We start from the raw sequence: 21,997 nt of genomic DNA, 5'->3' as shown, positions 1-21,997 counted from the left end.
TGCACCGGTTTCTCCAGTCTCGGGGTCCATCAAAATCCTCATGACTTTAATGAGCGTCTTGCACGACGCGCGCCCGCGACCTAAGGTCGGGGTAACTCGAAAATCGGAGGGCGTGACGATGGCGCCCAAGCGTCCCAAAGGTGCGGGCGCGTTCCCGAAGGTGGTCGAAAGCCCCGCGCCGGCAAGACCCGATCCAGACGCCCTGTATGCTGCGCTGGATCTGGGAACAAATAGCTGCCGCATGTTGATCGCCCAGCCCAAGGGCAGCGGGTTCCATGTGGTGGACAGCTTCTCGAAGTCCGTGCAACTGGGCTCGGGGCTTGAAAGGACCGGACGGCTGTCGCGGTCCTCCATGGCGCGCACAATTCAAGCCTTGCGCATTTGCCAGCAGAAGCTGAAGCGCAACAAGGTCAAGCGCATGCGGCTTGTGGCGACCGAAGCCTGCCGCCGCGCCCGAAACTCCCGCGAATTCATACGTCAGGTGAAGCGTGAGACCGGCCTGACCCTTGAAATCATCCAACCCGAGGAAGAAGCCCGTCTGGCGGTCATTTCCTGTGCTCCGCTGGTCAGCACCAAGACCGAGCAGTTGCTGGTCGTCGATATCGGCGGCGGCTCGACCGAGCTGGTCTGGATCGACCTGTCCTCGGTGCCGCGACGCGACCGTTCAACGGCGATCATGCGGCTGCACAACGGGTTTCACACGGTCGACAGTCCCTTTCCGGCGGCCAAGGTGGTGGATTGGATCAGCGTTCCGCTGGGCGTCGCCACACTGCGCGATCAGTTCCACGATGTCGAAGACGATGCTGCCCGCTTTGCCCTGATGAGTTGGTTTTTTGAAGAAAACCTGGCCGATTTTGCGCCCTATAAAGACGAACAGGCCCGCGAGGGGTTTCAGATCGTTGGCACCAGTGGCACCGTCACAACCGTCGCTGCCTCTCATCTGGGCCTGAAGCGCTATGACCGAACCAAGGTGGACGGCCTGCGCATGACCAGCGATCAGATCGACAAGGTCATTCGCGGCTATCTGGAGCTTGGCCCTCAAGGCCGCCGTCGCGATCCGCGCATTGGCGAGGACCGGCAGGCCCTGATCATGTCCGGATCTGCCATCTTGCAGGCGCTGTTGCGCTGCTGGCCGACCGACCGCCTATCGGTGGCGGACCGCGGGCTGCGCGAGGGTTTGCTTTATGCACAGATGAGCGCCGATGGCGTCCTGGAAGACGGGCCGTTTTGAGAAAGCTCTGCGCTGCATGCCGCTTGCGACCATAGCGATCGCCTACCGGGTTTCGACGGCTGCAACCACGATCTGTGCGCTTGAGGCTGCTGGGTTCAAGGTATTCAGCCCGAGTTTTCACATCGCCAACACCGTTCCGCACTATGCTTTGGCGATTGGCGGCATTGGGATCGCCGTGCCAGCGGTCGACTCGGCAGAGGCGCTAGAACTGCTGCACAGTTTTTCGGCTTCACCGCCGATATCTGGCGACCTCGGCGGGAAGCTCTTGAACGGTCTGGGATGGGCGGCATTTGGTGTTTCTACGCCCTGGCCCGATCTGCTATTGATGGAGCGGTCGATATCATCGGCTTGATGCCACATGAACAAGCGGGTAAAGGCCTCGCAGTCTTCAGGAGACCTTTTTTATGGCCAAGAAACCCAGCGGCAAAAACACTTCGGGACGCGGGCAGCGTGACCTGAAGGTCAAGGTCAAGACCGCGCGCGGACGCAAGCTCAGTTCGACCCGCTGGCTCGAGCGGCAGCTGAATGATCCGTATGTCAAGCGTGCGCAGGCCGAGGGGTATCGGGGTCGCGCGGCCTACAAGATTCTGGAGTTGGACGACAAGTTCCGCTTTCTGGTTCCGGGCGCACGCGTGGTCGACCTTGGCTGCGCGCCCGGTGGCTGGTGCCAGGTCGCGGTCAAACGCGTGAATGCGCTGGGCGAGAAATCGGGCAAACGGATCGGGACGGTTCTGGGCGTCGACCTGCAAGAGGTCGAGCCCGTGGCGGGTGCCGAAACCCACGTTCTGGACTTCATGGAAGACGATGCCGACGAGAAGGTAAAACAGTGGCTTGGCGGCAAGGCCGACGTTGTCATGTCGGACATGGCCGCCGCGTCCTCCGGGCACAAGCAGACCGACCACCTGCGGATCATGGCGCTGTGCGAAACCGCCGCCTACTTCGCCTTTGACGTGCTGGAGGTCGGAGGAACCTTTGTCGCAAAAGTTCTGGCCGGTGGCGCCGAGGGCGATCTGCAGAAACTGCTGAAGCAGAAGTTCGAGAAAGTGGCAAATGTCAAACCGCCAGCTTCACGGTCGGACAGTTCGGAAAAATTCGTGGTGGCAACCGGTTTTCGGGGCTGATCAGTCGTCGTCCAGCGCGATTTTGTCGGCTACAATCCGCTGCGGCCGCAACGACGCCGCCGCGATCCCCTGCAGCAGCAACGCCTCGCCATGGTTAAGATACCTGGCCGGCTTGTTGCGCAACTCGTCGATCCGCTGATCCAGCGAGACCCGGCGCGTGGCCACAGGTTGGTCGAGCTTTGTCGACGGGCGTTTCAAATACAACATGGATTACCACATCCTGAACTGGTCAATGCCTTGACCTTGGATGTTAACCCGTAAATGGGACTGCAAAATGGCGCAACTGCGTCGCTTCGATGCCGGTTTACCGGCCCAGTTCCCGCGCAAGATCCTGAAGCGCTGGGCTGTCGGGCAGAGTCCGAAGACCCTCATCCAATACTTGTCGGGCTGCATCCGTGCCGCGGTTGATTTGGGCCAGCTGGATCAGCATTGGCCAAGCATCCTCGCGCTGGGGATCCAAGGATATCACCTGACGAAAGGCCTGTTCGGCGGCGACAGGGTTTCTCAGCGTCAGCGCCATCCCCCCAAGGACCAGGTGGGTTTCCGGGAAATCCAGACGGTTGGACAACGAGCGCTGCCAATCCGCCATGTTCTCACGCGCGTTGTTGCGCTGCAGAGGCGTCAAAGCCGCGGCGGGAATGGGCAGGAACTCCTTGGCAGCGGCAAGGCGCACACTTCGCACTGGGTCGGACAACAGCGGCGACAACCGGGCCACCCTGTCGTCCAGCCCTGCCGCCCGCTGCAACACCGCCGCGTTGGCGCGAACCAACGGGTCTTCATCGGTCAGCATCGCTGCTGTTTGCTCGGCCATTTCGGGCGTCGCGAAGGGTTGCAGCAGATAGGCGGCCGTCGCCCGCACGATGCCGGGCTGCGCGCCGTCCTGAGCAACAGCCAGTAACGCGGCCGGGTCGTCGACCTCTCCGGCAAATGCGGGGGCGAAAGCAGTCCCGAAATGGGGCGTACGATGATTGGAGTTCGGGAACCAGTCATTTATGGCGGCGGCGGCCCAAGGCTGATCCTGATCCGCGTGGCAATCAGTGCAGGCATCCTCTCCCAAGCCCAGATCGGGGCGCGGCACACGGAAACTGTGATCGCGCCGGCCATCGACGCCCATATAGAGACGTTCGATCATGTGGCAGCTTTTGCACTGCGCCCCCTCGCCTCCCTCCGGGTGGTGGTGGTGTGAGGGATCGTCGTATTGCGCCTTTCGCAGTGATGGAAAATCGGGATTGCCGGCCGGAGAATGGCACTGCGTACAGACCGCATTGCCCTCGGCCTTCAGAGTTGCGCTGTGCGCCTCATGGCAATTCAGGCAGCCGACGCCTTGCGCATACATATTGGACTGCAGAAACGATCCATAGACATAGACCTCGTCCAGTATCTGGCCGTCGGGCTGGTAGAGACCCGGACGCAGAAGCGCCAGATTGTAGGCATCGTAAAATGGCGTGCCAGGCAGCGGGTTTCCGTCCTCCAGAGCTTCGCGGCGGGAATGACAGCCGGCGCATTGCTGTATCTCGATCTCGGTGTCGCCCGTACCCCAGATGATCGGAAATCCAAACTCGTTCAGCCCGGCAGGCGCGGGCTGACCTTTTGTCCAATCCAGATGGGCCGAGCCGGGGCCATGGCAGGCCTCACAGCCCACGCCGATCTCGACCTGTTCGGAAGCAAAGGACTGGGTCTGCGGCTGAAAGTTCTTTTCGAACCCTGTCGCGTGACACTCCGCGCAGCGGCCGTTCCAATTCTTGTAGGGGCCGGTCCAGTGCAGCCCATCGTCTGGCGGCAAGTCCTGATCCGGATACAGGTGGTACCAGCGCCCGGCCTGCGTGTCCCAGACCACATCAAAGCTCTGCAATCGGCCGGGCTCGGTTTCAAACAGGTATTGCTGCAACGGCTCGATCCCAGCGACGGAATGAACCCTGTATTGCTGGCTTTGGTCGTCCTTCTCGGTCACGTCGGCAAGATAGTCCGACCCCTCCCGACGAAACGTGACGGTCATGCCGTCATGAGAAAAGGTCGTATCACCGAAATTGGCCACAACGGTGTCTGGCGCGGGCTCTGTCCAAGCCAGGGCGTGGTGGGATCCTGCCCAGGCTTGCACCTGTTCGTCATGACAATCGCGACAAGCGTCCGAGCCGACATAGTCCTGCGCCCAAGCCCAACCGCCGTTTTGCAAAAGGGCGCATCCGGAAAACGCGATGATCCGGGCGATGCGGTGCCAATTTCTCATGAAGCTCCGACCTCGCCCTGATTGTCGATGTCCATCAGCGCGCCGTTGAACTCTGCGCCGAAAATTAGGATGGCAGCGCACAGATACATGAAAATCAATGCGGCCATGGCCCCCGCCAGGCCAGCATAGGTGGCGCTGTAGGTCGCGAATTGCGCGATATAGACCGAGAACCCCCACCCTCCGGCCGCCCACAACAGAAGGGTCAACGCCACACCGGGCAGGATTTGCATGATGCGGTGACGCTTGGTCGGCAGGATCAGATGGGCCAGTAAGACCGTTCCCGCCGGCACCGCCACCGTGAAGGTCCACCGCAAACGGTCAACCGAGAGCCACTCGCCCACGTCCACGGCCGTATTCTCGGACACCAGACGTGTATAGACCGGCAGCACCAGTTCAACCGCCGCGATCAGCAGGATCGCGGCTCCGCCCAAAATGACCAACCCGAGGCAAAGCAGGCGCGTCTTCCAGAATGGCCAGCTGTCATTGTCATGATAGGCCTGATTCATGGCGGCACGTACGGCCGCCACTCCGTTCGAGGCAAAGTAGACGGCCAGCAGACCGCCCAGAGTGATCACACCCGAACCCGACCCGTCCAGAACCGCGCGCAGTTCGGCCACGATGGGTTGGGCCACGTCTTGTGGCCACGCACCGAATATCAGCTCGATCAGTTCGTCCGTCACATATCCCTGCGACAACGACCCGGCCAAAGCGACGGTGAAAAGAACAAACGGAAACAGCGCCAGCATCAGCGACATCGCCACATGGCTGCTCATGACGAAACCGTTTTTGTCGCCAAAGCGTTGGACCGCCAGCCACAGCGCCCGGCCAAACCGGCCAAAAACGGGAATCGAAAGACGTGTCATTGGGAAACTCTAGCCTGCAATCCGCGTTGGAAGAACCGGCCAATGTGCCAATTGCACGAGATTCTACCGAATAACTGTCTGGCCCGATTGCATAAAGCCCGCTGCCTGTGCAGGATTGCCCCACAAAACTCCAATCGCTGCCGGCATGCACCGGTATAGCCGAGGCCCCGCATGACGCCATCAGAGCCCCCCACCCGCACACCGCTGAGGTTGAGTGTCGTTCGCGACGTCACCATCGTGCTGACGCTTGTGGTTCTGGGGCTTTACGCAGGCGCCAGCTTTCTGGTTCCGCTGACCATGGCCTTGCTGATCAACGTTCTGATCATCGCACTCAGCGATCGGGTGATCGCACTGACCCGCGCTCCGGTCTGGCTTGCCAACCTGGCCGCAGTCACAGTGGTTCTGGCGGGCCTGTTCATGATCACCTACATCCTCGGCAGTCAGGCCACGCAGTTCGCGCGAACCGCGGGCACCTATGAAAGCCAGTTCGACGGCGTGATCAACCGCGTCACCGGTCTGGTCGGGAATGATGTCACCGCTTTTGTCAGGGACAACCTGATCAGCATCGACATGACCTCGGTCGCGCGGATTTTGCTGGGCAGCGCCACCTCGATGCTAAACCAGTTCTTCCTGATCAGCCTCTATGTGGCCTTCCTGATGGCCGAGCGGCTGGCCTTCCGCAAAAAGCTGCGGATTGCAGCGGGCAACCCCGTCACCGGAGCCGAACTTTCTTCGGTTCTGGATGCGATTACCTTCAGCTTGCAGCGCTACGTCGGGGTCAAAACCTTCATCAGCCTCGTTACCGCTGGAATCAGCTATTCGGTTTTTCGCGTGTTGGGTCTGGAATACGCGGAAACCTGGGCCGTTCTGACGTTTGCCCTGAACTTCATCCCATCAATCGGGTCGATCATCGCGGTGATCTTTCCCGCGATGATCGCCCTTGTTCAGTTCGAGACGATCGGCCCGTTCCTGATCATCGTCTTCGGGTGCGGCACGATCCAGTTCCTGATCGGCAACTTCCTTGACCCGGCCCTGCTGGGCCGTTCGCTGAACATGTCGACATTTCTGGTCATCCTCGCACTGACCTTCTGGACCACGGTCTGGGGCCTGATCGGCGCGTTTCTCAGCGTTCCCTTGACCGTGTGCATTCTGATCATCTTCAGTCACATTCCGGCCCTGCGCCCGATCGCCGTCCTGATGTCGCTGGATGGACGTTTGGCCGACGACGTCAAGTCGGCACGGCCCTGATCAGGGTTGAACACCCTGAATTCGGGGGTGGATCGGTCACGAGTGCGCTGCTAACTTTCAAATATTGCAATGGATTGACCGAAAAGATCCAGCGGGTCCGGCGCAAACGCATGATTGACCGTTTCTGATGATTGGACCGCCATGACACCGCTTGACCAAATCAACGATCTCAAAGCCCGGATGGCCCAATCGATCATTGGACAGACTCAGGTCATCGACCGCCTTCTGATCGGGCTGCTGGCCAACGGGAACCTGCTGATCGAAGGTTTGCCGGGCCTGGCCAAAACCCGTGCCGTCAAGGCGATGGCGCGCAATCTTGATGCCGAGTTCAGCCGCATCCAGTTCACGCCCGACCTGCTGCCGTCCGACGTGACCGGGACCGAGGTCTATACCCAGACCGAAGCGGGCGGCACCTTTCGGTTCGAGCCCGGCCCGATCTTCGCCAACATCGTCCTGGCGGACGAGATCAACCGCGCGCCGGCCAAGGTTCAGGCTGCGCTACTTGAGGCGATGGAGGAGCGGCAGGTCACCGTATCCGGCACCACCCATAAGATGGAGCCGCTGTTCATCGTGATGGCCACTCAGAACCCCATCGAGCAGGAAGGGACCTATCCGCTGCCCGAGGCACAGATGGACCGGTTCCTGATGCATGTGCAGATCACTTACCCCCCGGTCGAAGACGAGGTGCTGGTGATCCGTCTGGTCCGCGGCGAGGACACCGCTGCCAATTCCGGAACCGCCGCCGAGAAACCCTCACCAATCCCCCAAGATGCCGTTTTTGCCGCCCGGCAGGAGATCGGGCAGATCCATGTCTCGGATGCGATGGATCGGTACATGGCCGATCTGGTTCAGGCCACCCGGACGCCGTCCGCGCTCAGCGATGAGCTCGCCGCGTGGATCGAGATCGGCGCCAGCCCGCGGGCGTCGCTGGCGCTGGACAAATGCGGCCGGGCCCATGCCTGGATGAATGGGCGCGATTATGTCGACCCGGCCGACATCCGTGCCATTGCCCATGACGTGTTCCGCCACCGCATCACGTTGAGTTTCGAAGCTCAGGGGGACGCCAAGACCGCCGATGACGTGATCGACGAGATCCTGAAGCTCGTCGCCCTGCCCTGATCGCAACAAAGGAGAGCCGCGTGTCCCCGACCGCAGCGACATCCCGCGACCCACGCATCCACGTCGATGCCCGCCACCTGCTGAGTCTCGGCGGGCGCAGCGGCGCGCTCAGCCTTCTGCCCCGACAGCCTGCCCGTTCAGTGCTGAACGGCCGCCATGCCTCGCGCCTGCGGGGGCGCGGCCTGAATTTCGAGGAACTGCGCACCTATCTGCCCGGCGACGACATCCGCACGATCGACTGGAAAGTGACAGCCCGAACCGGCGAGCCGCATGTGCGCGTCTATACCGAAGAGCGTGACCGCCCGGCGCTGCTGCTGGTGGATCAGCGGGTCTCGATGTTCTTCGGCACACAAGTCTACATGAAATCGGTGGTAGCGGCCGAGGCTGCGGCCATCGCCGCCCATCGGGTTCTGGCGCAGGGCGACCGCGTCGGCGGTATCGTGTTCGGCGATACCGACCTGGCCGAACATCGGCCACAGCGCCGCCCGGCGGCCTTGCGGCGGTTTCTGTCCTCGCTCGGCGCGCTCAATTGCAACCTGCATGCCGGGCTCCGCCCACAAGCCACGGTCTCGCTGAACCAGGTGCTGCAACAGGCTGCGCGCATCGCACATACCAATGCCTTGGTCTGCGTGTTCTCGGACTTTGACGGCCTGACCGACGGGTCCGAACGGCTGCTGCGCCGCCTGGCCCATTCCAATGATCTGATCCTGTTCGACATCTCCGACCCGATCTCGCGCCACATGCCGCCCGAGCTTCGCCTGACGGTCTCGGACGGCGACCAGCAGATCGAACTGGACGCGTCAGACCGCCAGATGTCGGACCGCGTGACACAGGCGATGGAGCAACGGCTGGCGCAGCTGCAATCCTGGTCGCGCCGATACGGGTTTCCCGTCGTCCCGCTGACCACCGCCGAGCCCGCTCTGGCCCAGATCCTGAGACTGTTCGGCCACCAACGGGGGCGGTCATGACCCCGGACACCGAAGGCAAATCGCTGGTCGAGCTGCTGGACATGCTGAAACCCGCGCCCGAGCCGGCTCCGATTTCCATGGTACCGCAGACCTGGGGCTGGGTTGTTCTGGCAGTGGCACTGTTGCTCGTGGTTGGTCTGATCCTCGTGGCGATCCTGCGGCACCGGCAGTCAAATGCCTATCGGCGGTATGCACTGAAGGAATTGGACCGGTGTCAGAATGACCCGGCCAAAGCCGCCGAGATCGTGCGCCGCGCGGCGCTCGTCGCCTTTCCCCGGTCTCAGGTGGCCGGTTTGACCGGTGACGACTGGACGAATTTTCTTGGCCAAACCGCTGACCTGTCCGGGTTTTCCGCCTCGGCCCTCGGCAATCTGGCGGCCGCCCCATACCGCAAGGGGGGCACCGACCCGGATGCCGCCGAACTGGCGCGGCAATGGATCAAGTCGCATCGTTCCAAGGGGGCGGTCTGATGTTCAGTTTCGCCGCGCCTTGGGTGTTTCTTCTGCTGCCACTGCCGGCACTGGTCTATTTCCTTGCTCCGCCGCACAGGCAACGGGTCGATGCCATTCGCATCCCGTTCTTTCGCCACGTCGCACATGCAGCCGGGGCCGAGCCGCAATCCGGCTCGGTAACCCTGAGACGGACGCGCATGCAAACCGGTCTGGCGATCCTGATCTGGGTGCTTCTGGTTCTGGCAATGGCCCGGCCCGAACGGTTGGGCGACCCGATCGTCATCGAGAAATCCGCCCGCGACGTGGTGCTGGCCGTGGACATCTCGGGCTCGATGGACCAGCGCGATTTCAAGGCCGCAGATGGCACGCCCAAGCAGCGGCTGGAGGCCGTCAAGGACGTCCTGCGCGCCTTCATCGCCGCGCGCGAAGGCGACCGGATGGCGCTGATCATCTTCGGCACCCGCGCTTTCGTTCAGGCCCCGTTCACCGAGGATTTGCAAAGCCTCAACGGCTTTTTGGACCAGACTGCCGTCGGCATGGCAGGTCCGAACACGGCGCTGGGCGATGCGATCGGGCTGGGCATCCGGACCTTCGAGTCGAGCGAGGTTGACCAACGTCTGATGATCGTGCTGTCGGACGGTGCCGACACCTCAAGCCGCATGACGCCGGTCAATGCCGCGTCGATTGCGGCGGACAAGGGCGTCGTGATCTACACGATCGGCGTCGGCGACCCGGATGCCACGGGCGAAGACCGGGTCGATCTGGACGCGCTGAAGGACATCGCCAACAAAACCCAAGGCCAGTATTTCTTTGCCGATGATGAGGCCGCCCTGACCGAGGTCTACCGACAGATCGACGCCCAGAACCCCCGTGTGGTGGAAACCCAAAGCTACCGCCCGAGGGTCAGCCTTGCGCATTATCCACTGGCGACGGCGCTGCTCCTCATCCTCGCCAGCACCCTGGGCTTTCGCCTTTCACAGGGTCGGAGGCGCGTGGCATGATAGACGCTCTTGCCCAGTTTCATTTCCTGCGCCCCTACTGGTTGCTGCTGTTGCTGCCGATTGCCGCTGTCTGGTGGCTGACCCGGCCGCGCAGATCGGGCAGCTCGGACCTGCCTGCAGGCATTGCACCCCACCTCGCTCAGGCACTGCGTCTGGGGGCCGAAGATCAACGGCGGGTCGGTCCACTGGACCTCGCCGCGCTCGCTGCCGGTCTTCTGACCCTTGCCGTGGCGGGGCCGACATGGTCACGGGCGCCGAACCCTCTGATCGCGGACACCGCGCCGCTGGTGATCGCGCTCAAGGTCACCGACAGCATGGAGGAGGCCGACCTGGCGCCGTCACGGCTGGACCGTGCAAAGTTGAAGATCACCGATCTGATCAACACCCGCGCAGGTGCGCCCACCGCCCTGATCGCCTATGCCGGAACGGCGCACCGGGTCGCGCCGCTGACCGAAGACGCCAACATCCTGCGCCCCTTGCTCGAAGGGTTGACCCCGGCGGTCATGCCGGTCGCGGGCGATGCCGCCGGTGACGCGCTGACGCTGGCGCAGGACATTCTGGGCGATCAGACAGGCACAGGCGCGGTTCTCTTCGTACTTGACGATATCGATCCGCAACAGGTTTCCGCGTTGGGACAATCTGATACCCCTTTGTTTTTTCTGACAATGCTTCCGAATGGCCGCCAGATTCCGCAACTGGACGGCCTGCGCAGCGCCACGATCGTTCCCTTCTCGGGCGACGACCGTGACGTCTCCCGGCTGAACCGCGCGATCACCCGCAGTTTTTCCGCGGCATTGGGCGAGGATGACCGCGTCGACTGGCAGGACCGCGCCTGGATCCTGGCCTGGCCCGTCGCCTTGATCGCGCTGCTGTGGTTCCGACGCGGCTGGGTCATCCGCTGGGGGTTTGTGACATTGCTGTTACTGCCACCGACCGGCGCGCGCGCAGACGGTTGGCGGGACTGGTTCCTGACCCCGGACCAGCAGGGCCAGATCGCCATGAACCGCAAGGACTACGCCGCCGCCAGCACGCTGTTTAACGATCCGTATCACCGAGGCTACGCCCAGTTGAAAGCCGGGCAATATGCCGAAGCCTCCGAGACCTTTGCACAGCTGTCCACGCCCGAAGCGGCGTTTGCCGAAGGCATGGCCCGCATCCGAAATCGAGAGTATCGTCCGGCCATCGCAGCCTTTGAAACCGCGCTGGAGCGCCGCCCGGATTGGCCGGAGGCCGCGTACAACCTGACCGTCGCCCAGGCCATTCTGGCCGAGGTCGAATCCACCCGCGAGCAATCCGATACCGGCGAGGAAGCGGGCATCGGCGCTGATGATGTGGTGTTCGACAACGAAGCCGGCCTGGGCGCGGACACCACGCAACAGGCCGAGACCGGGGACGCCGCGCGCCTGTCGGCCGACCAGTGGATCAGTGCCATCGACACAGACATGCAGGATTTCCTGCGCAGCCGGTTTGTTCTTGAAAATCAGGAGCGTTCCCAATGAGGTATATCGCGCTCTTGATGCTGTTTCTGTGGCCCGCCCAGGCTTCGGCGCAAGCACCAGACATCCAGCCCCGCGTCACGATCGAAGTGCCGCCGGATCCGACAATCGTCGGCCAGCCCGCCATCGTTCGCCTGAAGGTGCTGGTGCCGACCTACATGCCAAATCCGCCGGTCTTTCCATCGCTTGAACAGGAAAACCTTCTGGTACGCCTGCCCGATCGCGCTTCGGGGCCGGTCAGCGAGAGCGTCGAAGGCCAAACATGGTCCGGAGTTCAGCGCAGCTATCGTCTGTATCCGTTGGCCCCCGGTGCGTATGAATTTGCGGCGGCCGGGGTGCAGGTGACATTTGCCGATCCCGAAACCAACGATCCCGTTCAGGTCTCGGTTCCCCTGCCTGCCGTTCGCCTGACAGTCGGGATTCCTGACGCAGCCCGAGGATTGGATCCCCTGATAATCGCTGACGGGTTCGAACTATCGCAGGAGATTGAGGGCGATACCAGCCTTCAAACCGGAGACGCACTGACCCGCACCCTGACGGCAAAGATCACCGGAACGACCCCGATCATGATCCCGCCTTTGTTGCCCGAGATCGAGGACCCGTTGTTGCGAGCCTATCCCAATGAGCCCCGACTGTCGGAAACCGAAGACCGGGGCGTTCTGTCCGGCCAGCGCACCGACCGCGTGACCTATGTGGCCCAGGACGGCGGACAGACCCAATTGCCGGCTGTCGAGATTGATTGGTTCAACCTCAAGACCAACAAGGTCGAAACTGCGCGCGCCGATCCCGTCGACCTCGTTCTTGCACCGCCGCCTTGGCAGCCTCCGGACCGGGAAACGGTCATACGTCTGGTCGGCTATTTTTTCATTGGGATCGTGATATTATGGTTTGTTTTTCGCAAGCTACATCCGGTTCTTATGGCACGCTGGGCAGCGGCTAGGCAACGCAGGCTGGCCTCGGCAGCGCATGCCTTTTCGGAACTCAAGCAGGCTGTGCGCCAACAAGACTTGGCCCGTGTTTATCAAAAGTTGGAAGTCTGGAAACGGCGACTGGCCGACCCGCCAGACACTGCTGAATTCGAGGCTTCTCTGGCCGAAATCGGCGCGTCCAGATATGGCGGCGGCGATCAACAAGCGGAAAACTGGAGCAAGGTCCGAGATTGCCTTGACCGTATCGCCCGCCCCCTAGGCCACTCTAAATCCGCCTTGCCCCAGCTCAATCCCTGACGCGGCTGCCAATTACTTACCTAACGTCAACCCAATCTGAGCCAAATTCCAGGGCGCTATCTTCAAACATAAGTATTTTTAGATTGGTCTTTGTGATAGTTATCAATCGCCTAGAGGGGCTTGTCTTGATTCCCCCTTTTTGCCGAACCGCCTGACCTGCGAAGGGCGTGTTGAATGATTGACGGATCGGGGGACGCATTTTCCCCTTTTTGACTTTCCTGCAAGGCCGTTTTTGCCTGACCACATAAGGAGAAAAAGATGTCATCACAGGGAAATTTAACGCATCTATGGCGCAGAGGACTGCGACGATTGGCAGTTGCTACGGTTTCTGTCGCGCTGGCCGCGCCGGCCTGGGCGCAAGATCAGAAACCCAACATTCTGGTCATCTGGGGCGACGACATCGGTCAGTCGAACATCTCGGCCTATACCAAAGGCATGATGGGATACCGTACGCCCAATATCGACCGGGTCGCGAATGAAGGTATGATCTTCACCGACTATTATGGTGAGCAGTCCTGTACCGCAGGGCGGTCGTCTTACATCATGGGTCAGTCAGTGTTCCGCACAGGGCTGTCGAAGGTCGGCCTGCCGGGCGCGGATCTTGGTATGCAGGTCGAAGATCCGACCATTGCCGGTCTGTTGAAGGACCACGGCTATGCCACCGGTCAATTCGGCAAGAACCACCTGGGCGACAAGGATGAACATCTTCCTACAAACCACGGATTTGACGAGTTTTTCGGCAACCTCTACCACCTGAATGCGGAAGAAGAACCCGAGAACGAGGACTATCCGGGTGACACCGTTCTGCCCGATGGCCGGACTTTCCGCGAAGCCTTCGGTCCCCGTGGCGTCATCAAGTCCAAGGCCGACGGAACCATCGAAGATACCGGACCGCTGACCAAGAAGCGGATGGAAACCGTGGATGAGGAAACGGTGGCTGCGGCGATCGACTTCATCAAGCGGGCCCACGAGCAAGGCCAGCCCTTCTATGTCTGGTGGAACGGAACGCGCATGCACTTCCGCACTCATGTCAAAGACGAGATGCGCCAGCAGGCCAATGACATGACCGGGCGTGTGATGGACGAATACTCGGCCGGCATGATCGAACATGACATGCACGTGGGCCAGCTGCTCGATCTGCTGGACGAGCTGGGCATCGCCGACAACACGATCGTCCATTACTCGACAGACAACGGACCGCACTACAATACGTGGCCCGATGCTGCTTCCACGCCGTTCTGGGGCGAAAAAAACACCAACTGGGAAGGCGGTTGGCGCGTGCCCTCGATGGTGCGTTGGCCCGGCAAGATCGAACCCGGATCTGTCACCAACGAGATCGTGCATCACATGGACTGGCTCCCGACCTATCTGGCGGCGGCCGGAGATCCCGAGATCAAGGACAAGCTTAAAGCAGGCTATTCGTCCTCGGGGATGGGTCGCGACTACAAGGTGCATCTGGACGGCTACAACATCCTGCCGCTGTTGACGGGTGAAACCACAGAAAGCCCGCGCAAGGAGATCTTCTATTTCTCAGATGACGGCGACATGACGGCGCTGCGCTTCGGAGATTGGAAGCTGATCTTCCTGGAGCAGAAGGCCTGGGCCACCCTGCGCGCCTGGATGGAGCCATGGACCGAACTGCGCGTTCCGATCATCGTGAACCTGCGCCGCGATCCCTATGAACGCGGATATCGCACGTCCAACACCTACTATGACTGGATGATCGACCGCGTGTATTTCTTGGTGCCCGCGCAGCAATACGTGGCGAATTTCCTCGCAACCTTCCAGGAGTTCCCGCCGCGCCAGAAGGCGGCGAGCTTCAGCCTGGATCAGGTGATGGAAAAGATGCTGACGCCGACCAACAACTGATAAAGGTCGGTTCTACTCTCGAGGGTCGCCGGCTTGATCGGCGACCCTCATTTCTTTGATGCGAAAGGATATTTCATGTTCCGCCTGATCTTCTCAGCCGCCGTTTTCGCGTTGCCTGCGGGCCTTGCGGCGGACCCTCTGCCCAGTTGGACCGACAGTCCGGCCAAGGAACGGATCATCGCCTTTGTCGATACGGTGACGACGCCGAACTCGGACGACTATGTCACCCCCGCAGACAGGGTGGCGGTGTTTGACAATGACGGAACGCTCTGGGCCGAGCAGCCGGTCTATTTCCAGTTCATCTACGCCATGGATGAGTTGGCCGAGATGGCGCAGGACGATCCCTCGGTCCTGACTACGCCGACCTTGGAGGCCGCGGCCAAGGGCGACGCCGAAACCGTGCTGAAGGGCGGTGAGGATGCCTTGATCGAAGTCGTCAGCGCCACGCATTCGAGGCTCAGCGTCGATGCCTTCCAGGCTTCCGTTGCAGAATGGCTTCAGACGGAACGCCATCCCGATACGGGGCTGGCCTACGACCAGATGACGTATCAGCCCATGGTCGAACTACTTCGGTATCTGCGCGACGAGGGGTTCACGACCTACATAGTGTCGGGCGGAGGCCTGCATTTCATGCGCGTGTTCGCCGAGGACGCCTATGGGATACCGCCCAACCAGATCTTGGGAACCTACGCGGACAGCACCTACGAACTTGTCGAACGCACGCCCACGATCATGAAGGCGCCAGCGCTGGCGTTCATCGACGACAAGGAGGGCAAGCCGATCAACATCGAGCGTACGATCGGGAAACGACCGATCCTGGCGGTCGGGAACTCGGACGGTGATTTTGCCATGCTGGAATGGACTACCGCTGGCGACGGGCCGCGGATGGGCGTTCTGATCCACCACACAGATGCCGAACGGGAATGGGCCTATGATCGCGACAGCCACATCGGGCGGCTTGTCGACGGGCTGGACAAAGGCCCAGAAATGGGCTGGGTTATCGTGGATATGGCCAAAGACTGGTCCCGGGTTTTCACCGGCTCGAACTAAAGCGCGGAAAGGTCGGCACACACATGTGGACATTCATCGCCTCGCTGTCCGTCTTTGCCATCTACTGTGTCGCGGTTTTTTTTGCAGTACGGGCCGCTCAGACGGCGCGCACCCCGCAGGGCGCCGTGGGATGGGTGGTGTTTCTGCTTTCGGCACCGTTTCTGGCGGTGCCGCTATACCTGTTCTTGGGACATCACCGGTTCAAAGGGTATCGGATCGCCCGCAAGGAAAGCGAGCGCGTGGTCGAAGGGATCCGCAGCTTTGCCGATCACTCAAAACCCGATCCCGCGACGCTGACCGTCAATCCGCGCCCGTTTGAGGCGCTGGCTCACCTGCCCCTGTCCCGCGGCAACGGGGCCGAACTATTGATCGACGGAGAGGCGACGTTCCAATCCATCTTCCGCGCGATCGATGCGGCCAAGAACTATGTCCTCATTCAGTTCTACATCGTGCGCGATGACGCGCTGGGGCTGGAGCTGCAAGACAGGCTGATCGATGCGGCCAAACGCGGGGTCAGCGTCCGGTTCATGACTGACGCGGTGGGCAGCTATGGCCTGCCGTCCTCATACCTGGAGGAGCTGCGCTCGGCCGGTGTGGATGTCGCTGATCCACGGGACCAGCGCGGGCCGAAGTTCCGGTTTCAGCTGAATTACCGCAACCACCGCAAGACCGTGATCATCGACGGTGAAACCGGGTTCATCGGCGGGCACAATGTGGGCGTCGAATACCTGGGGCAGGATCCGTATTTTGGCCGCTGGCGGGACACCCACATCAAGATGACCGGCCATATCGTTCGTCAGTTGCAGCTGATTTTCACCGAGGACTGGCACTGGGCCCGCGGAGAAGACCTGATTGACGTGCTGGACTGGGCCGGATCGGAATCCGATCAGGACATGAACGCGCTGCTGGTCGCCACCGGACCGGGCGACGCGACTGAAACGGGGTCGTTGATGTTCTTTTCCACGATCGCTGCGGCACAAGAGCGGTTGTGGATCGCATCACCCTATTTCGTGCCGGATATCGACGTGATGACGGCACTGGAACATGCCGCACTGCGCGGCGTTGACGTCCGCATTCTGGTGCCGGACATGATCGACCACCGCCTGCCCTGGTTGGCCGCCTTTGCCTATTTCGATGAAATCCGGGATTCCGGCGTGCGTGTGTTCCGCTACACCGACGGGTTCATGCACCAAAAGGTCATTCTGGTGGACGATACGTTGGCCGCAGTTGGCACCACCAACCTCGACAACCGCTCGTTCCGTCTGAATTTCGAAGCGATGGCGCTGTTTTTTGACAGCCGGGCAGCCGCTGCCACCGAGGACATGCTGAAGACCGATTTCGAAGCCAGCTACGAAATGACCAGAAGCCTCGCCCAGCAACCGCCGCATATCCGCTATGGTGCGCCTTTGGCGCGGTTGTTCTCGCCGATCCTCTAGGTCAGGAACCGTTCCTGGAATACGCGCGTCATCAGCGCGACCATGAATGCCGTGGAAAGACCGAAGGCCAACAATCCGGTGACCGAGGCGAAGGCCCCGAAAATCCGCAAGCCCTCGCCCAATACAATGTCGCCATAGCCCAGCGTCGTGAAGGTCACGAGCGAGAAATACAAGGCCGAGTTCCAGTCCGGCAGGACATCTCCCATCACCCAGACGATCGCCCAGATCCACACCTGAATCGTATGCGTCGCCACGATGACGGCCAGCGCCAAGGCGATTGGGCCTGCCGTGGGCAGAAAGGTTCCCTGCCCTTCCCATCTGTCGATCACCTTGCGCACCATGATGGTGCACCATGTGAGCAGCCCGATCTCGATCAGGAAACACAGCCCCAGATAGAAGCTGCCCCAAAGGATCTGCTGCGACAATGTCATGGTAATACCCTGCATCGGCCCGGAAACTGAAACTGCACAATGGCGGCTCTGCCCTCAAGGCACAAGGCCGGACAGCGGGCAGTCGTGCGACGAAAAGAACCGAAACTTTTTGAAGGCTGGACAGCGGATCGGCGCGCCGCACATTGTAGAGCGCACCAAGTGGAACCGATCATGTTGTTGGAAATACAGAATATCCACAAAACCTACCCGCGCGGGCGGCCTGTCCTGAACGACGTATCGTTGTCGCTGGAACGCGGTCAGACGCTTGCCATCACCGGCGAAAGTGGCAGCGGCAAAAGCACGTTGCTGAACCTTGCCGGCGCGCTGGACAGTTTTGACAGCGGTGAGATCGTTCTGGATGGCACGGCGTTGTCGCGACTGGACGATCGCGGCCGCGCATTGCTAAGGCGCGAAGACGTGTCCCTGGTGTTCCAGCAATTCAATCTGATCCCGTCGCTGACGGTTGCGCAGAACCTGTCATTTCATGCCCGGCTGGCAAATCGCGTTGACCCCGAGTGGGTCGCGCATCTGACCGCGACGCTCGGTCTCGCCGAATTGACCCAACGCTATCCCGAACATCTGTCGGGCGGCCAGCAACAGCGGGTCGCGATTGGCCGGGCCCTTGCCGTCCGTCCCAAGCTGCTGCTGGCGGACGAGCCAACGGGAAACCTGGACGAGACTGCAAGCGCGGCGGTTCTGGAGCTGATGCTGTCCTTGGTTGCAGATACCGGGGCAGCCCTGCTGTTGGTCACGCATTCGCCCGTGATCGCAGCCCGGCTTGATCAAACGGCACACCTGGCAAACGGGCGGATCGCATGACGCGCACCGTGATCCAGGCCCTCTGGTCGCATTGGCGTTGGCACCGTATCCAACTGGCCACGCTGCTGATCGGAATCGCGCTTGCGACAGGCCTTTGGTCGGCGGTCCAGGCCATCAACGCCGAAGCCCGTGCCAGCTATGCGCGTGCCAACCAACAATTGGCGCTTGGGCAGATGGAGATGCTGCGGCATCCATCCGGCCACATTCCTTTGGAAACATACGTAAATCTGCGTCGCGCCGGATGGCAGGTCGCAGCCGTTCTGGAAGGTCGGTACAGGGTTGGGGACCGATCGGTTCTTTTGACCGGAGTGGACCTTGTCTCCTACCCGCCGCTTCCGGCGGTAACGCAACTGGAACAGGAAGAGGCCCCACCCGACCCGGCGACCATGCTGACCGCGCCCGGCCGACTGCTGGCGCCACCAGACTTGGTGCCAATGCTGCAGGATCAGCCCGATCTTCCACCGGCGATCGCCAGCACTGCGCTTCCCCCCAATGTGGTTCTGACCGATATCGGCGTGGCTGAGACACTGTTGAACAAACCGGGTGAGATTTCGCGACTTGCCATCCTGCCCGATCAGCCTCGCGGCATTGCGCCCCTGTCCCAGGTTGCGCCAGAGCTGAACCGTCAGCCCCCTTCCAACAGCGTCGACACTGCACGCCTGACCGACAGCTTCCACCTTAACCTTTCCGCGTTCGGCCTGCTGTCCTTCGCCGTAGGGCTGTTCATCGTGCACGGAACGGTTGGGCTGGCCTTTGCGCAGCGCCGTGGAATGGTCCGCAGTCTGCGCGCGATGGGTGTCCCGATGGGTACGCTTTCCCGCATCATTCTGGCCGAACTTTTAGGTCTGGCTTTGATCGGTGGATCCATGGGCCTGCTGCTGGGTTTTTTCCTGGCCGGAGCGTTGTTACCCGATGTCGCCGCAACCCTGCGCGGGCTCTATGGTGCACCGGTGGATGGTCAGTTGCAACTGAGGGTCGGTTGGGTGCTGGCCGGGCTGGGTATGTCCATCACAGGAACCCTGGCAGCCAGCGGATACGCCCTGTGGCGTCTGGGCCGAATGCCGGTATTGTCCGGCCCAGGCTTGCAGGCATGGCGTGGCCGCAGCACACGAGCCGTCGTGACCGGACTGGCGGGTGTTGGGCTCGCTCTTGGCGGGGTCGTGATCTTTCTGCTCTTTGACGGATTGGTCGCTGGTTTCGCTCTGATGGCAGGCATTCTGACCGGCAGCGCCCTTTTGCTGCCTCTGGTTCTGTCCAGCATATTGCACCTGTGCGCGGGGCGCGCCCGTGACCCGGTTCGGCAGTGGGTGCTGGCCGACATGCAGGCCCAGCTGCCGGGCCTGTCGCTTGCGCTGATGGCTCTGCTGCTGGCCCTGGCCGCCAATATCGGTGTCGGAACCATGGTGTCCAGCTTCCGGCTTACCTTCGTCGGTTGGCTGGACCAGCGCCTGATGGCCGAGCTATACATCACGGCAAGGGACTCGGATCAAGGTCTCGAGATCGAGACATGGCTGACCCCGCGCGTTGACGCAGTCCTACCGATACGGAATGTGGAGCTGGATCATCCAACAGGCCCGCTGTTTCTGTACGGAGTGGTCGATCACGCGACCTACCGGGACAACTGGCCCCTTGTCGCCGCTGCCCCGGACGTATGGACCAAGGTTCTGGCCGACGGCGCCATCCTGATCAACGAACAACTGGCCCGCCGTGCTGATCTGTGGCCCGGGGATTCGATTGCGCTCAACGCCGATCACACTCTGGCAATCGCTGGCGTCTATTCCGACTACGGCAATCCGACCGGGCAAGGGATCGTCTCAATGGACCTGTTCGGCAGGGTCGCGCCAAATGCCGAAAACCGACGGTTTGGTATTCGCATCGCTCCGGAGCGCGTAGATGAGCTGGCGGCGGATCTGCAGAACAGGTTTGATCTGGACCCCGGCGCGATCATCCGGCAGGCCGCGGTGAAGGCGCAGTCTATGGCGATCTTCGAAAAGACATTTGTCGTGACATCCGCGCTGAACATCCTGACGCTTGGCGTGGCCGGCTTCGCCATTCTGACCAGCTTGCTTACGCTCTGGACCCAGCGGCTGCCTCAGATCGCTCCGGTCTGGGCAATGGGGCTGACGCTGTCGCATTTGTCCAAACTGGAACTGGCGCGGAGCATGGTTCTGGCTTTCCTTACCGCCTGCCTCGCCTTGCCGCTGGGTCTGGCACTGGCTTGGATTCTGCTGGCCGTCATCAATGTCGAGGCGTTTGGATGGCGGCTACCCATGCACCTTTTCCCGTCGTCATGGGTGCAGCTCATGCTGTGGACACTTGTGGCCGCCGCCCTTGCCGCGGCGCTGCCTGCCTGGCGGCTTCGGCGGATGCCGCCGGCCGATCTGCTGAGGGTCTTTGCCAATGAACGCTAAACTACTCGTGTGCGCGCTGTTCTGGCCCCTTGCGGCAATGGCGCAGGGGTTTGCCGGTTTGGGCGGTTCAGCCGACGGGTTTGACGTACCACAACCAGAGTACCAGTTCGAATTCCCCGCCGACCACGGCCCGCATCCATCCTATCGGATCGAATGGTGGTACCTGACGGCCAACCTGACCGGAGAGGACGGTCGGGACTACGGCATACAGTGGACTCTGTTTCGCTCTGCCTTGAAGCCATTTGAAACCGCCGGCTGGCAAAGCCCACAGATCTGGATGGGCCATGCCGCGCTGACAACTCCGGAACGCCACTTTTTTGCCGAGCGCCTGTCTCGTGGTGGAATTGGTCAGGCTGGTGTCACAGCCTACCCGTTCGAAGCATGGATCGACGAATGGCGCATGGCAGGACCAACGCTCCAGACCCTGACCCTGACTGCAAACGGAGCCGATTTCGGGTACGACCTGAACCTGTCTGCTTCGGGGCCGCTGGTTTTTCATGGTGAGAATGGGTTTTCCGTGAAATCCGCGGATGGGCAGGCCGGCTACTATTATTCGCAGCCGGGCTACGCCGTCCAGGGCACGCTGCATCTGCCCGACGGCGATGTAGCGGTCACCGGGAACGGATGGCAGGACCGAGAGTGGTCTTCGCAGCCTTTGGCCGCCGATCAGTCAGGGTGGGACTGGTTCTCACTCAATTTCGAGGACGGCGACAAGTTGATGGCGTTTCGCCTGCGCGGCGGACGTGGGGACTATACCTCGGCCACCTGGATCAACGCGGATGGTTCCAGCCGCAGCCTGCCGAACGGGTCAGTAACCTTCACACCACTGGAAACCAGCCGGGTGGCGGAGCGCGATGTTCCGACGGATTGGCGCGTGACCATCCCGGGCGAGGATGTGGACATTCGCGTCCAGGCCCAGAATACCCAAGCCTGGATGGGGACGCGCTTTCAGTATTGGGAGGGTCCGGTCACCGTGTCAGGCAGCCATAAGGGGCGCGGCTACCTTGAGATGACCGGGTATTAGCGGGA

The 21,997-nt window shown here is 61.5% G+C and carries 20 protein-coding genes; 16 read left to right on the top strand and 4 right to left on the bottom strand.

What is annotated here, in order from left to right; all coding sequences use genetic code 11:
- The first annotated feature begins 118 nt into the window (after positions 1-118).
- From ACR0LD_RS04545 to ACR0LD_RS04535, 3 genes are read left to right on the top strand one after another with little or no spacing between them, the layout of a single operon-like run.
- Complete coding sequence (locus ACR0LD_RS04545) at positions 119-1,231, top strand: Ppx/GppA phosphatase family protein (RefSeq protein ID WP_480635717.1); 1,113 nt, start codon at positions 119-121, stop codon at positions 1,229-1,231.
- Positions 1,203-1,583 carry a hypothetical protein gene (locus tag ACR0LD_RS04540; RefSeq protein ID WP_170442759.1) on the top strand — a complete coding sequence of 127 codons (381 nt, stop codon included), beginning with the start codon at positions 1,203-1,205 and terminating at the stop codon, positions 1,581-1,583. The genes ACR0LD_RS04545 and ACR0LD_RS04540 overlap by 29 nt, the downstream gene beginning before the upstream one ends.
- 52 nt (positions 1,584-1,635) lie before the next feature.
- Positions 1,636-2,352 carry an RlmE family RNA methyltransferase gene (locus tag ACR0LD_RS04535; protein WP_170339056.1) on the top strand — a complete coding sequence of 239 codons (717 nt, stop codon included), beginning with the start codon at positions 1,636-1,638 and terminating at the stop codon, positions 2,350-2,352.
- Here ACR0LD_RS04535 and ACR0LD_RS04530 read toward each other — a convergent pair whose 3' ends face one another.
- The 3 genes from ACR0LD_RS04530 to ACR0LD_RS04520 all read right to left on the bottom strand — a co-directional run bounded on the left by ACR0LD_RS04530 (position 2,353) and on the right by ACR0LD_RS04520 (position 5,442).
- Complete coding sequence (locus ACR0LD_RS04530) at positions 2,353-2,559, bottom strand: hypothetical protein (RefSeq protein WP_170339054.1); 207 nt, start codon at positions 2,557-2,559, stop codon at positions 2,353-2,355.
- A 97-nt stretch (positions 2,560-2,656) separates the two neighbouring features.
- Positions 2,657-4,579 (bottom strand): cytochrome c3 family protein, encoded by a 1,923-nt coding sequence (locus ACR0LD_RS04525; protein ID WP_480635714.1) that lies wholly within the window; start codon positions 4,577-4,579, stop codon positions 2,657-2,659.
- Positions 4,576-5,442, bottom strand: a complete 867-nt coding sequence (locus ACR0LD_RS04520; protein ID WP_170339051.1) for a YihY/virulence factor BrkB family protein — start codon at positions 5,440-5,442, stop codon at positions 4,576-4,578. Before ACR0LD_RS04520 ends, ACR0LD_RS04525 begins: the two co-directional genes overlap by 4 nt.
- 171 nt (positions 5,443-5,613) lie before the next feature.
- Between ACR0LD_RS04520 and ACR0LD_RS04515 the strand changes: the two genes are divergently transcribed.
- From ACR0LD_RS04515 to cls, 10 genes are all read left to right on the top strand, one after another.
- Positions 5,614-6,690: an AI-2E family transporter gene (locus ACR0LD_RS04515; RefSeq protein ID WP_170359158.1), complete on the top strand. Its 1,077-nt coding sequence runs from the start codon at positions 5,614-5,616 to the stop codon at positions 6,688-6,690.
- A 141-nt stretch (positions 6,691-6,831) separates the two neighbouring features.
- Positions 6,832-7,809, top strand: coding sequence for an AAA family ATPase (locus ACR0LD_RS04510; protein ID WP_480635711.1), 978 nt, complete (start codon positions 6,832-6,834; stop codon positions 7,807-7,809).
- Between the two features lie 20 nt (positions 7,810-7,829).
- Positions 7,830-8,777 carry a DUF58 domain-containing protein gene (locus ACR0LD_RS04505; protein ID WP_170446082.1) on the top strand — a complete coding sequence of 316 codons (948 nt, stop codon included), beginning with the start codon at positions 7,830-7,832 and terminating at the stop codon, positions 8,775-8,777.
- Positions 8,774-9,247 (top strand): DUF4381 domain-containing protein, encoded by a 474-nt coding sequence (locus ACR0LD_RS04500; RefSeq protein WP_170418759.1) that lies wholly within the window; start codon positions 8,774-8,776, stop codon positions 9,245-9,247. Before ACR0LD_RS04505 ends, ACR0LD_RS04500 begins: the two co-directional genes overlap by 4 nt.
- The gene (locus ACR0LD_RS04495) at positions 9,247-10,230 is read left to right on the top strand and encodes a vWA domain-containing protein (protein WP_480635708.1); all 984 of its coding nucleotides are present in this window, start codon (positions 9,247-9,249) and stop codon (positions 10,228-10,230) included. The genes ACR0LD_RS04500 and ACR0LD_RS04495 overlap by 1 nt, the downstream gene beginning before the upstream one ends.
- Positions 10,227-11,729, top strand: a complete 1,503-nt coding sequence (locus ACR0LD_RS04490) for a VWA domain-containing protein (protein ID WP_480635706.1) — start codon at positions 10,227-10,229, stop codon at positions 11,727-11,729. The genes ACR0LD_RS04495 and ACR0LD_RS04490 overlap by 4 nt, the downstream gene beginning before the upstream one ends.
- Entirely contained in the window at positions 11,726-12,952 is a 1,227-nt protein-coding gene (locus tag ACR0LD_RS04485; RefSeq protein WP_480635704.1) for a hypothetical protein, read from the top strand. The genes ACR0LD_RS04490 and ACR0LD_RS04485 overlap by 4 nt, the downstream gene beginning before the upstream one ends.
- Before the next feature lie 258 nt (positions 12,953-13,210).
- On the top strand, positions 13,211-14,821 hold the full coding sequence (locus ACR0LD_RS04480) for an arylsulfatase (protein ID WP_093962145.1): 1,611 nt from the start codon (positions 13,211-13,213) through the stop codon (positions 14,819-14,821).
- Positions 14,822-14,896: 75 nt separating this feature from the next.
- On the top strand, positions 14,897-15,871 hold the full coding sequence (locus ACR0LD_RS04475) for an HAD family hydrolase (protein WP_480635703.1): 975 nt from the start codon (positions 14,897-14,899) through the stop codon (positions 15,869-15,871).
- Between the two features lie 23 nt (positions 15,872-15,894).
- Positions 15,895-17,307, top strand: a complete 1,413-nt coding sequence (cls, locus tag ACR0LD_RS04470; RefSeq protein WP_170432515.1) for a cardiolipin synthase — start codon at positions 15,895-15,897, stop codon at positions 17,305-17,307.
- On the opposite strand, the gene ACR0LD_RS04465 is transcribed toward cls, so the two are convergent.
- Positions 17,304-17,738, bottom strand: coding sequence for an ion channel (locus ACR0LD_RS04465; RefSeq protein ID WP_170338490.1), 435 nt, complete (start codon positions 17,736-17,738; stop codon positions 17,304-17,306). The two genes, cls and ACR0LD_RS04465, sit on opposite strands and share 4 nt — an antisense overlap.
- A gap of 171 nt (positions 17,739-17,909) precedes the next feature.
- Between ACR0LD_RS04465 and ACR0LD_RS04460 the strand changes: the two genes are divergently transcribed.
- From ACR0LD_RS04460 to ACR0LD_RS04450, 3 genes are read left to right on the top strand one after another with little or no spacing between them, the layout of a single operon-like run.
- Positions 17,910-18,557 carry an ABC transporter ATP-binding protein gene (locus tag ACR0LD_RS04460; RefSeq protein ID WP_170442781.1) on the top strand — a complete coding sequence of 216 codons (648 nt, stop codon included), beginning with the start codon at positions 17,910-17,912 and terminating at the stop codon, positions 18,555-18,557.
- Positions 18,554-20,968 (top strand): ABC transporter permease, encoded by a 2,415-nt coding sequence (locus ACR0LD_RS04455; protein ID WP_480635702.1) that lies wholly within the window; start codon positions 18,554-18,556, stop codon positions 20,966-20,968. The genes ACR0LD_RS04460 and ACR0LD_RS04455 overlap by 4 nt, the downstream gene beginning before the upstream one ends.
- The gene (locus ACR0LD_RS04450; protein WP_480635701.1) at positions 20,958-21,992 is read left to right on the top strand and encodes a lipocalin-like domain-containing protein; all 1,035 of its coding nucleotides are present in this window, start codon (positions 20,958-20,960) and stop codon (positions 21,990-21,992) included. Before ACR0LD_RS04455 ends, ACR0LD_RS04450 begins: the two co-directional genes overlap by 11 nt.
- The last annotated feature ends 5 nt before the right edge of the window (positions 21,993-21,997 follow it).

Source organism: Ruegeria sp. BF8 (genome assembly GCF_056538625.1).
The sequence above is the reverse complement of the archived record's forward strand: the minus strand, read 5'-3'. Positions and strand labels throughout refer to the sequence as shown.